Here is a 12,208-nt window from a genome sequence, read left to right on the forward strand (position 1 = left end):
ACCGGCGCCGGGCTGGGCAACTACACGGTCAGCTATGTCCCGGGCACGCTGACGATCGACCCGGCCGCGCTGACCGTCACCGCGCTCGATCAGGCCAGCACCTACGGGCAGACGCCCGCCCTCGGGAACCGCGAATTCTCGACGGCAGGCCTCGTGAATGGTGACACCGTCTCGTCCGTGGCACTGACCACAGCGGCCACGGGCGCCAGCAGCGTCGGCACCTACGGCATCGCCGCCAGCGGGGCGACCGGCAGCGGCCTGTCGAACTATGCCGTCACCTATCGGGGTGGCACGCTGACGATCGATCCGGCTGCCCTGACCGTCACCGCGCTCGACCAGTCCAGCACTTACGGGCAGGCACCGGATCTCGGTACCAGCCAGTTCAGCACCAGCGGGCTGGTCAACGGCGACACCGTCTCCGGCGTCACCCTGACCACGGCCGCCACGGGCGCCAGCAGCGTCGGCGCCTATGGGATCGCCGCCAGCGGCGCGACCGGCGCCGGGCTGGGCAACTACACGGTCAGCTATGTCCCGGGCACGCTGACGATCGACCCGGCCGCGCTGACCGTCACCGCGCTCGATCAGGCCAGCACCTACGGGCAGGCCCCGGATCTCGGTACCAGCCAGTTCAGCACCAGCGGGCTGGTCAACGGCGACACCGTCTCGGCCGTCACCCTGGCCACGCCGGCGACTGGCACCAGCAATGTCGGCCACTATGGGATCACCGCTGCCGGCGCGACCGGCACCGGCCTGTCGAACTATGCCGTGACCTATCGGGGCGGCACGCTGACGATCGATCCGGCCGCGCTGACTGTCACCGCGCTTGACCAGTCCAGTACCTACGGCAACAGCCCCGCCCTCGGCAGCTCGGCCTTCAGCACCAGCGGGCTGGTCAACGGCGACACCGTCTCCGCCGTCCGCCTGACTACGACCGCCACGGCCGCGAGCACCGTTGGGACCTATACGATCGCCGCCAGCACCGCGACCGGCGATCGTCTCGGCAACTACCACGTCAACTACCGCCCTGGCGCTCTGTCCGTTGTGATGGCGCCGTCGTCCGCGACGGCAGGGCTGTCCGCCGATCTCCGTTCTCAGGGCGTCGACTCCCTAACTGGCATCGTTAGCCAAGGGTTGAATACGGCTTTCGTTGCCGACCACGTCAGCGCGATCGCTACCCTCTCCGGAATCTCGTCCGCCCACGAGACTTCAGGAAGCTCGACGGTTGTGTGGCCACACGAGAGCGCGGGTCCTGACGAGGTCCAGACACCAGAAGCCAGATCGACGGTCAGTCGACCCGCCGAAGAGGCACGCTCTGCAGCGCCGGCGCGCGCGCTTCCCCGGACGGCATTGCGCGCACATCTGCCGGCCAGACTCACATCCCGGAATGACGGGAACATCCTCACCCCACCCGTGTCTGCTCGCAATCAGATCGCGCGGTAAGGAACCAAACTTATGCCGAATCTAAATCGGGCCTTATTGGCGACATGCGCGGTTATCAGCCTTGGAGGGCTCGTTAGTAATCGCGCCTTTGGTCAAGCCTATGAACGCGACAAACCAAAAAATCCCGCGCCGCTATCGACGCCCGATCAGATTCAAGAGCCACCACGGGAGAGCGACGTCCTGCCCGACACCAAGAAGGTCGTTGTCTCCCGACTGGCCGGGATAGCGTTCTGGGACAATCCGGAGAAGATGCATAAGGATGGGGTAACCCTGCGCGCCAATGGTATTTGGCACGATCCAAGCCTCGACCTTCTCGATAGATCTTCCTTCCAGAGCGAAATCGCAAAATATCTCAATAAGCCGCTCACACTTGCTGATATTAATAGCATCGTCTCTAAAGTGAGCGACCTGTATCGGACGCACGGACGCCCCTTCGTCTATGTTGCCATTCCGCCCCAGTTTCTTGGGAGCGGTGTGGTTCATTTCGTCATAATGGAATACCGGCTCGATAAAGTTTCCGTAAACGGGAACCACTGGTTTTCAAGCGAGCAGATTTCCCGAATGAGCGGGCTGAGATCGGGAAAGATACTCACGCTCTCCGACGTTCGGTACGGAATCGAGCGTCTCAACGATAACCCGTTCCGGACAGTAAATGCCGTCTTCTCCCCGAGCACAGAAAAGGGCGAAACTAACGTATTACTCCAGACAACAGACCGGTTCCCGTTGAATTTGTACGGCACCTTCGACACGGGAGGATTGCCAACCCTCGGACGGGAGGAGTGGGAGGTAGGTGGAACATGGGGCAATGTTTTCGGTTTAGGCCACACTTTGTCCTATCAGCTTACCCATTCAGTAAGCGAGCTTTACAATAGTCATTCGATCAATTACTCCGCGCCACTTCCGTGGGGCGACCAGATCCATGTCTTCGGATCCTATGCCTGGAACCGCCCCCGGGAGACTCTGAACGGGACCGAATTTGTCGAGAACGGCCACTCCGGACAGGCGAGTTTTCGTTATGTCCACGACTCACATCCGATTGAGGTATTCGGCCAAAAAGCGACATTGTGGCAGCAGATCTCGGCGGGCTTTGATTATAAAACGACGAATAACTCAATCGAATTCGGGGGAATTTCAGTCTACGCCACCAACGCTGAGACTGTTCAGTTCCCAGTCGCTTACCGACTGACGTTACGCGATCCCTTTGGCGAGACCCAACTCCGGAACCAGGCGACATTCAGTCCTGGCGGGCTCACGGACGGCAACCACCGACACAGTTTTTCTCTTCTCGTTCCTGGTGCGAGCCCCCGCTATATTTACGATACCATGACGCTGGCTCGGACGACCTGGCTTCCGTGTGATCTTTCGTGGACGGTACAAGCAACGGGGCAGATCTCAACCACCAATCTGATGTATGCAAATCAGATCGGGCTCGGCGGGCTCTATACGACAAGAGGATACTTCACGGACACGATCCTCGGATCCGAGGGGGTGACCGTTGCGAATGAGGTCCACTCGCCGGCTTGGCACCTTCTCCGGGATCAGGACCTTGAGCAGATCGGGGTCTTCTTTGATTACGGCCACGTCTCCCAGGTGCGCCCGATTCCCAATCAGGTCAATTCGCTGGACCTCTCGAGTGTTGGATTGGATCTTCACCTTCAGGAATCCAGTTACGTCAACCTGTCATTCAATATCGGATGGCGGCTACGCTCGTTGCCCACCGTCAAACGCAATGAAGGCTACGGAAACAAGGGAGCGTTCGGTAATATTTCTATCACCGTAGGGTATTAATGAATGCGGTTACCCCTGACTGGCGGCCTTCTTCTTTTGTTCATCTTCGGCGAGTTGCGCCTCTTGGCGCTCAAGTTCGCTTTCAATTGCGCGGCGGATGAACTCAGCCATACGTCTTGGGCCCACCAACGCTTCAATCCTTTCCCGAAGAACGTTCGGAAGTCGGACATTTGTGGAGCGAAAGTTGAGTGGTGGGCGTCCCATGTGCGGACGCTATGCCCCAGCGCCCGTTCCGTCAATCTTCCATAAACGGCACCGTTTATTGACATGGATAAACGGTGCCGTTTAATCTCTCCATGTCTTCACTCTGCGGCCTTCAGGACAGAAGGCTCACCTGCCAGCATCGCGGCCCATGGCTATCCGTGCGGCTATCCAAAGGAATCTTCGTATGCGTCTTCAGAGTAATCCGCTCCTCCTTCTTGCCGGCTCGGTTTTCCTCCTGAGCGGTTGCGGCGGCTCCACACCAGCACCTGAGCCTGTTTTGCTTAGCCAGTTCAGCGCGAACACGGACCGCTTCACCGTCGTCAGCGCCGTCGGCAAACCCGACGGCTCTATTCAGAAGGATGGGCGCAACTGCGACATTTACCGGCTCTATACGACCGGGCTGACGTCGGGTGGCCGCGCCGCGGTCAAGGCCGCAGAGGTGTTGACGAGTGTCGCCACATTGGGCGTCGCGCAGATCGGCTGGGCGATCGGCAAAGCGGGCACGCGACCGCAGGTTCACACCGTCCTTTTCTGCTTCGCGAGCAACGACAAACTTGTCGATATCTACGACAAGGATCCGACGAACACGTCTATTGCGGTCCATCGTATCGTGAACCGTGAAGCGTACAGTGCGCCGGTCGTAATGCAGGCGGCTTCGTCGCCGAGTACGATTGCCGAGGTTGCGGCATCACCAGCGCCACCGTCCTCGCCGGATACGGGCCCGACGTCGGATCGTGAAGGGGCGGGCGCTACTGTGACGACCGATCCCTCAACGGGCGCCGAGGTGATTCACGAAAAGCCCGTGGCGCCGAGAGAAGCCGCCGCGGCCGGATCGATCAGTTTGGGCAACGTATCGCAGGAGGCAACAACCGGGCTCGCGCAAGTGCCCAAGGGAAAGGTGGTTGTGAAGGCCGACGCGACTGCTGACGACCTCAATGACGTCAGCGCGCGCCAGTCGGAAGTCGCGAATAAGGCGGCGTTGCACAGTCGGTGACTGGCGAGGCTACTGCCTGCCGGTAGCCGGGGTTCGGGGAGACACAGAGGCGATCTGCTCTCTCCGATCTTTGCCACTCCGCCAGCATCGAGACGGCGAAAATACGACATGCTCTTCTTGATCGAGAGATTTCAATGGGAACGAATTCGGGGATCGAATGGACAGACCACACTTTCAATCCGTGGGTAGGCTGCACGAAGATTAGTGCTGCTTGCGATCACTGCTATGCTGAAGGGTGGGCGAAACGTGCTGGCCATCCAGACCTATGGGCAGGTAAACGCCGCCGCACCTCAGAGAAGAACTGGAACCTGCCCTTACGCTGGAACCGGGAGGCGCAGGCCTCAGGGGTCCGCGCCCGCGTCTTCTCTGCCAGCCTTGCGGACGTGTTTGACAACCAGGTTCCGCCTGACTGGCGGACCGACCTATGGAATCTCATTGCCGCAACCCCGGGGTTGGACTGGCTGCTCCTGACTAAGCGGCCACAGAACATCTCAGGGATGCTCCCGCCTTGCTGGCAGGATGAGCCATGGCCCAATGTCTGGCTGGGCACGACGATCTGCAATCAGGAGGAGGCCGACCGAAATGTTCGCCATCTCACTACAATCCCGGCGGCGTTGCGCTTCCTCAGCATTGAGCCGCTGCTGGGTCCACTGACGTTCCGCTGGGCACGATGGGTCGACCAGGACGCCACGTTGCGGAAGTTCGGTCGGCTCGGCCATCTCGAGGGGCTCCGGGGGATTCACTGGGCAATCGTAGGCGGTGAATCGGGCCCGCACGCGCGCCCGATGGATCTCGCGTGGGCCAGGGCGCTTCGCGACGAGTTTCAGGAGGCCGGAACCGCATTCTTCTTCAAGCAATGGGGGGAGTACGACGCGAGCGGCGTCCGCGTCGGAAAGAAGCGTGCCGGCCGGCTGTTGGACGGCCGCATTTGGCAGCATGTGCCTGGGCCTCGTTCGCTAACAACGTTGCCGTGAGGGACCGGGCGGTGATAAGAACATACAGGGAACAATGGAGCCGCCCCCGTGACAGCCTCGGTCGAGACAAAGATTCTTTTCCAGCCGTATCGATGGAAGAGCCAGAAGCGTGGTCCTGACCGCCTGGAGGCGGCTCCTGCCATCGAATGCAAAATTATCGGTGACGGGTTACGCAGGATCGAAAAGATTCGCGCCGGTGGCACCGGCTTCGCGGGTGCGCAGCTCGTGCGCATCTCGGTGGATATCGAAGCCGGAGATTACGGCGAACCCGAGTTTCTTGACGAGGCCGGGCATGTCCCGGCCCGGGACGAGTGATTGCCCTTTCGATCGCTACGCGATCGATTGCAGGATACCCTGCTACCGGAAGTCCCGAGCGCGTTGGAGGGTTCTGGCCGAAGCAGGGCCGTCTTCCCGCCCGATCTTGCCGAGGTCGGCCGTGAGGTCCTCGAACCGCACGGCGACGACGTGGATGACGTCGCCTTCCCGTTGAAGGAGCCCTTGTACGGCGATCATGGCGGCGCCGATGACGATCCGCCGCTGCGCCTCCATCCGGTCCTTCCAGACGACGAGGTTAGCAGTGCCCGTTTCGTCCTCGATCGTCATGAACAGGACACCTTTCGCTGTGCCTGGGCGCTGCCGCATCAGCACGATGCCGGCGACGGAGACACGGCGACCGTCGCGCAGCGCGCCCAAGGCGCCACATGGCGTCAGCCCGCGGCTAGCCAAATTCTCGCGTAGAAACGCCACCGGATGCCGGCGGAGGCTCAACCCTGTCGTATGGTAATCTTCGACAACCTCGCCCCCCTCAGAGAGATCCGGCAGGACGAACATCGGCTCCACAATTTCCGGCTCCGGCCGGTTGCGTAGAGCGTCCGCAGCGGCAAACAGCGGCAACGGGCTGTCGGCCAACCCCTTGATCTGCCAGAGCGCCGCGCGTCGATTCAGACCCAGGCTGTGCAGCGCGTCCGCCTCGGCAAGGCGTTCGATCGCCGAGACCGGGATGTCGGCCCGCCGCCAGAGGTCATCCACGCTCTCGTAGGGCGAGGTCCGGTTGGCGATGAGCTGCGCCGCATGGTCGTTGGAAAGTCCCTTCACCAGGCGAAAGCCCAGGCGGACAGACTGTCGTGGGGCGCCGGGTCGGCCTTCGAGGGTGCAATCCCAGCGCGACCGGTTGACGTCGATCGCCCGGATCTCCACCCCATGCTCGCGGGCGTCACGAACGATCTGCGCCGGCGCGTAGAAGCCCATCGGCTGGCTATTGAGAAGCGCGGCGCAGAACACATCGGGGTGGTGGCATTTCAACCAGGCCGACGCATAGGCCACCAGTGCGAAGCTCGCCGCGTGGCTCTCCGGGAATCCGTAGCTGCCAAACCCTTCGAGCTGGCTGAACGTGCGCTCGGCAAATGATTGCTCGTAACCCCGGTCGACCATCCCCTGCACAAGCTTTTCGCGAAACACCGAAACACCGCCCGTGAATTTGAAGGTCGCCATCGAGCGACGAAGCTGGTCCGCCTCTCCGGGCGTGAAGCCGGCGCAATGGATCGCGACCTGCATCGCCTGCTCCTGAAACAGGGGCACGCCAAGGGTCTTGCCGAGAATGGCTTCGAGGGCCGGGGAGGGGCAATCGGGGTCTTCCAGTCCTTCGCGCCGGCGGAGATAGGGATGAACCATATCGCCCTGGATCGGCCCAGGCCGGACGATCGCCACCTGCACGACCAGGTCATAGAAGGTCTTCGGCCTCAGGCGCGGCAACATCGACATTTGCGCCCGGCTCTCGATCTGGAATGTGCCGAGCGTGTCGGCCCGGGAGATCATCGCATAGGTTCGGGCATCCTCGGGTGGAATGGTGGCGATATCCATCCTGATTCCGAAGCGGTCGTCGAGCAGCTCGAAACACCGGCGCAGGCACCCCAGCATGCCCAAACCAAGGACATCGACTTTCATGAAGCGCAGGACGTCGATATCGTCCTTGTCCCAGGTGATGATCTGCCGGTCTTCCATGGCAGTCGGCTGCACCGGCACCAACTCGTCGAGCCTGTCGCGGGTCAACACGAAGCCGCCCGGATGCGTACCGAGCTGCCGGGGAAAGCCGATCAACTGGCGGGCCAGATGCAACGTCAGCGCCAGTCGGCGATCGCGCAGGTCGAGATTGATTTCCTGTGCCCGGGCCTGCAGCAGATCGGGATCGTCCAGCGCGGAGCCGAGATGCTTGGCCATCTGCGCGGTCAGATCGTCCGCAAGTCCGAGCACCTTGCCGACCTCGCGCAGCGCGCCGCGTGGCTGGTAACGCATGACCGTCGCGCACAGAGCGGCGTGGCTCCGCCCGTAACGCCGATAGATCCACTGGATCACCTCCTCCCGTCGGTCGCTTTCGAAATCGACATCGATGTCGGGCGGCTCGTTCCGCTCGGCCGACACGAACCGCTCGAACAGCAGGCCGCTGCGGACGGGATCGATCGCGGTGATGGCCAGCACATAGCAGACCGCGGAATTGGCGGCCGACCCGCGCCCCTGGCAGACGATCCCGAGTGAGCGTGCGTACTGAACGATCGTGTTCACGGTCAGGAAATAGGGCGCGTAATCCAGCCGGCCGATCAGATCCAGTTCGTGTTTGATCTGCGCCAGGACACTCTTCGGCGTGCCGGCAGGATAGCGGCGCGGCAAGGCTTCGCGGACCAGGCGCGTCAGTGTCGCCTGCGGGGTCTCGCCGGCGACGTCGCTCTCGGCCGGATATTGATATTTCAGATCCGCCACGCTGAAGCAGCACCGCGTGGCGATCGTGCGCGTCGCCGCGAACGCCGGTTGAAACCCCCGGTAAAGGGCCGCCATTTCGGCCGGCGATTTCAGGTGCCGATCCCTGAAGGGCTCACGGTTTGCCCCGAGCTGATCGAGCGGTGTTCCCACCCGGATCGCCGTCAGCACATCCTGCAGGATATGGCGCTGCGCGTCGTGGTAGAGCACGTCGCCGACCACGACGGTCGGCACGCCCGCTCCGCCGGCGAGATCCGCCAGGGCATGAAGGCGCGCCAGATCCCCGGGGCGCCGACGCAGGGTCAACCCAAGATAGGCGCTGTCGATCCCGCCTTTCCGCTCCTGGTCCCCGAGGCAGCTCAGGGCGCGGGTCAGTTCGGCATCCGGGATATCAGGGAGCAGGATGACGACGAGGCCGGCGCCGCCCGCCTCCAGGTCTTCCCAGGTCAGGGTGAACACCTGCCGCTCGCCCCGCTTGTGTCCCAGCGTCAGCAGGCGGCACAGGCGACCCCAGGCGACCCGGTCGGTCGGATAGGCGAGGAGTGCGGTTCCATCGGTCAGGTCGAGCCTTACGCCCGGGACCAGGCGCACGCCATGTTCCTCGGCTGCCACATGCGCGCGGATGATCCCGGCAACCGAATTATGGTCGGTCACGCCCAGAGTGTCGTAGCCGAGCGCGGCCGCACGGCCGAATAACTCGTCCGGGTGGCTCCCGCCCCGCAGGAAGGAGAAATTGGTCGCCACCTGCAGTTCGACATAGGGGGCGGCGCTGTCAGGCATCGTCGGGCTGGCGGTCGGCATTCGGATGCCGATGCCGGCTGGTATCAGGTAGCGCTGCGCCGGCGCCGCATCGCACCAGTCGGAAGCCGCAGCGGCGCAGATGTTCGACCAGGCGCTCCGCGACGATGCGGGCCATCAGCTCGTCGGCGTCATGGACACGCCGTCGGCCGTCATAGCGCAGCGCGTCGCTCAGGGCGTCCGCGATCTCGGCCGGATCCGCCGGCTTCAGCTCTTCCCCCATTAAAGCACCCCATGGACGAACCAAGAGAGGTCGCCCGACCATTCATGGACCCCGTCCCCGTGGCGGAACAGCCAGAAACGGCCTCCCTCATCGTCCTCGACGACCCAGTAATCGCGGACCGCGCCATATTCGTCGGCGTCGTGCCACCATTCGCCGTGGATCCGCTCCGGGCCATCGGCCGCCCGCACCCGATGGCGACCGCCGCGCCACACGAACAGGCGTGGCGGGTCGGCCGGCAACGTGCTCAGCACCAGGATCGGTTCGGGTGGAGAGAACAGCCGGGCAGGGCGCTGGGCGCTCCATTGCCATGCGATCGGAATCCTCTTCCGCCCGCTCGCGTCGGGCAGCGCCACCCGAACCTGCGTGCGCTCGGGGAGATGTGAGCCGGCCTCAGCGAGGCGATAGATCTGCTCTATACCCTCGCGATTCCGCAGCCGATCGATCAGGCAGCCAAGATCCGCCGCCCCGTGTTCCGCAGCCAACAGCCCTCGCATGCGACCGTCGGCCGGGATCGGCTCGATCCGGACAACGACGAGCTGCATTGCCTCAATGCCGAATCCCGGCTCGATCGTCTCGATTTGCTCCCGCAGCAGCCGGGCAATATGCGCCGCTTCATAGGCCGGCGCGGCCAGGCCGACCCGGCAGACCTGCACCGAGGCGTCCACGCGGTCGCATACCAGATCGATCAGCCGGGCCCCCATGCCCCTCCGCACCAGCTCCTGCGCGGCATCGTCGACCAGGACGTCGATCACCGTGGCGATCGCCTCGGCCGTCCCGATCGGCTCGACGAAACTGCGCCGAGGCGCAATCGCATCCCTTGGCCGCAGCGGCTGGATCGGCTCGAAGACGGTGCCCATCGCCTGGTCCAGACGCCGCATGACGTCGGCACCAAAGCGCCGCGTCAGGGGCGCTCTCGGGGCGGCCTGGAGAGCGCCGATCGTCCGCAGGCCGAGCCGTTGCAGGCCCTCCTCCGTCTGGCCGGCCAGGCGCAGGCCTCCGACCGGCAGTGCGGCCAATGCGGCGCCCTGGCCGCCGGCCGACAGGATGATGCGGTCATTCCGCCCGTAGCGGGCAAGCGCATGCGCTGCGCCCGGCGTCTCGGCGAGGGCGAGGCGACAGGTCAGCCCCAGCGACGCCAGACGACCGGCCAGCGTATTGAGCATCGGGGCTTCGCCGCCCTGCAGGTGATCGCATCCCGTACTGTCGATCCAGATCCCATCGGGCGCATCGATCGCAACCAGGGGCGACAGCCACAGGCACCATTCGGCAAGGCGCTCAAGAGCATCCCCATCGGCGTCTGCATCGAGCAGGGGCGCAGACAGGTCCGGAACCAGCGCCCGAGCATGCGTCAACGCCATCCCGGGCACGATCCCCGCCGCCCGCGCGACGCGGTCCGCCGCGGCCACGACATGCCGGCGTCCATCATGCGTATGCAGCGCCAGTCCCGACTCTGCCGGCTGGTCCTGATTGCGCCGGCGCCATAGATCCGTGTGCCAGTACGGGAGCCAGAGGGAGATGATGCGGCGTGACATAAGGCGGAATCTCACAGGACCAGGACGCGGAACGGCCGCCGCGCTGACGCAGCAGTTCGATCGTCCAGCGCTCGGGACCAAGGGCAGGAAGAGAAAGCGAAGCAGAGAACGGCAGAACGCACGGCTCTCCACGGACCCTCCAGCGGGTCTGGCAGGCACTTGGCGGCAGCCGGCCTGTATCGGACGGCGCAGACTCGCGGTGCAGCAGAAAGCCGGTCGTATCGCCTGCCTCTGATGCGAGCTGCAGCCGCCGAGAGGCCGTCAACGAGAGAGGCGCGTCCATATCTGCCACCACGGCCGCCACTGCCCGTTCGCGCAGAATATCCTCACACAGGCCGGGCACGTTTTCGGGCCTGGTCTCGATGCAGATCACCCTCCCGGCGTCCAGTCCGGCCGCCCGGATGCCGGCCAGATGCAGATCCAGGTAGCGTCCGGAGATCCAGACGATCTGTCCCTCGCTATCCGCCAGGATCGAGGCAATGAAGCGGGATGGCTTGGCCGCCACACGCAGGTCGCTGCCGGCGCCGTAGAACTCATGCACGACGCCACATGGCAGGCCGCCTCCGAGGTGCCGATCGACGTCGGCCAGGCCGGTGCGAAGATGGCGTGCTGCGTCGGATATCTTGGATCGGCGTTCGATCCGCGCGATCTGCTCGCGCAGCAGTTCCATCGTCTCTCTGTGCTGGTTCATCGCCGCTCGCTCCCGCTCCCTCAGGATCGGCCGGATCATAGGCAGGAACAAAAAGGGAACACAAGCGATTCATTCGATGGACGGCGACGCCGGAAGTACGCTCTGCTCGTCCAGGGCCGCAGTCGGGAGAGATGGGACGATGTGCAACCTTTACGCCATGGAAAGCGCGTCATCGGCGATCCGGGCTGCCGCAGCCGCGATGACCGATCGCACTGGCAACCTGCCGGCGATGCCATCCATCTATCCCGATTACGCCGCACCGATCGTACGGAACGGTCCGAACGGCCGGGAACTGGTAATGGCCCGCTGGGGCATGCCCTCTCCGGCCTTCGCGCTGAAGGGTCACAAGGTCGATCGGGGCGTCACCAATATCAGGAACACGGAATCACCTCACTGGCGCCGCTGGCTTGGCCCGGCGCATCGCTGCCTGGTGCCGTTCACGGCCTTCGCGGAGAACGGCCTTCTGCCTGACGGGCGGATCCAGCCGGTCTGGTTTGCTGCCGCGGAAAGTCGCCCCCTACGGTTCTTTGCCGGCCTGTGGACGTCCTGGACCTCTGTTCGGAAAGTGCGCGAAGGCGAAATTACCGCCGACCTCTTCGGCTTCCTGACGACGGAAGCCAACGCTGTCGTGGCGCCCGTTCATCCGAAGGCGATGCCGGTCATTCTCGAGGCGGCCGATGAGATTGCACTTTGGCTGGAAGGAGACTGGGGGGCTGCGTCTGTGCTTCAGCGTCCCCTCGATCCTGATCACCTGATGTCACTGCAAGCAGGCTCCGCCTTGTGAGGGGCGGACTGTGCCTTTTCGGGCGCAGC

General features: G+C 63.8%; 10 protein-coding genes. 6 read left to right on the top strand and 4 right to left on the bottom strand.

Going from position 1 to position 12,208, the window contains the following annotated elements; translation table 11 throughout:
• The first annotated feature begins 69 nt into the window (after window positions 1-69).
• From HLH25_RS08145 to HLH25_RS08170, 5 genes are all read left to right on the top strand, one after another.
• Window positions 70-1,440 carry an MBG domain-containing protein gene (locus HLH25_RS08145; protein WP_246401774.1) on the top strand — a complete coding sequence of 457 codons (1,371 nt, stop codon included), beginning with the start codon at window positions 70-72 and terminating at the stop codon, window positions 1,438-1,440.
• 12 nt (window positions 1,441-1,452) lie between these two features.
• A complete protein-coding gene (locus HLH25_RS08150; protein WP_182973586.1) occupies window positions 1,453-3,228 on the top strand; it encodes a ShlB/FhaC/HecB family hemolysin secretion/activation protein in 1,776 nt (591 codons plus the stop codon).
• A gap of 388 nt (window positions 3,229-3,616) precedes the next feature.
• On the top strand, window positions 3,617-4,426 hold the full coding sequence (locus tag HLH25_RS08160) for a hypothetical protein (protein WP_182973588.1): 810 nt from the start codon (window positions 3,617-3,619) through the stop codon (window positions 4,424-4,426).
• A 134-nt stretch (window positions 4,427-4,560) separates the two neighbouring features.
• Window positions 4,561-5,400, top strand: coding sequence for a phage Gp37/Gp68 family protein (locus tag HLH25_RS08165; protein ID WP_182973589.1), 840 nt, complete (start codon window positions 4,561-4,563; stop codon window positions 5,398-5,400).
• A 48-nt stretch (window positions 5,401-5,448) separates the two neighbouring features.
• Complete coding sequence (locus HLH25_RS08170) at window positions 5,449-5,715, top strand: hypothetical protein (protein ID WP_182973590.1); 267 nt, start codon at window positions 5,449-5,451, stop codon at window positions 5,713-5,715.
• 42 nt (window positions 5,716-5,757) lie between these two features.
• On the opposite strand, the gene HLH25_RS08175 is transcribed toward HLH25_RS08170, so the two are convergent.
• The 4 genes from HLH25_RS08175 to HLH25_RS08190 are packed head-to-tail and all read right to left on the bottom strand — an operon-like array spanning window position 5,758 to window position 11,395.
• Entirely contained in the window at window positions 5,758-8,952 is a 3,195-nt protein-coding gene (locus HLH25_RS08175) for an error-prone DNA polymerase (RefSeq protein WP_246401711.1), read from the bottom strand.
• On the bottom strand, window positions 8,924-9,172 hold the full coding sequence (locus tag HLH25_RS08180; RefSeq protein WP_182973591.1) for a hypothetical protein: 249 nt from the start codon (window positions 9,170-9,172) through the stop codon (window positions 8,924-8,926). The genes HLH25_RS08175 and HLH25_RS08180 overlap by 29 nt, the downstream gene beginning before the upstream one ends.
• On the bottom strand, window positions 9,172-10,704 hold the full coding sequence (locus HLH25_RS08185; RefSeq protein ID WP_182973592.1) for a Y-family DNA polymerase: 1,533 nt from the start codon (window positions 10,702-10,704) through the stop codon (window positions 9,172-9,174). Before HLH25_RS08185 ends, HLH25_RS08180 begins: the two co-directional genes overlap by 1 nt.
• Window positions 10,595-11,395 (bottom strand): ImuA family protein, encoded by an 801-nt coding sequence (locus HLH25_RS08190; RefSeq protein ID WP_182973593.1) that lies wholly within the window; start codon window positions 11,393-11,395, stop codon window positions 10,595-10,597. Before HLH25_RS08190 ends, HLH25_RS08185 begins: the two co-directional genes overlap by 110 nt.
• Before the next feature lie 139 nt (window positions 11,396-11,534).
• Between HLH25_RS08190 and HLH25_RS08195 the strand changes: the two genes are divergently transcribed.
• Window positions 11,535-12,179: an SOS response-associated peptidase gene (locus tag HLH25_RS08195; protein ID WP_182973715.1), complete on the top strand. Its 645-nt coding sequence runs from the start codon at window positions 11,535-11,537 to the stop codon at window positions 12,177-12,179.
• The last annotated feature ends 29 nt before the right edge of the window (window positions 12,180-12,208 follow it).

It is taken from the genome of Gluconacetobacter dulcium, assembly GCF_014174165.1.
Lineage (GTDB): Bacteria > Pseudomonadota > Alphaproteobacteria > Acetobacterales > Acetobacteraceae > Gluconacetobacter > Gluconacetobacter dulcium.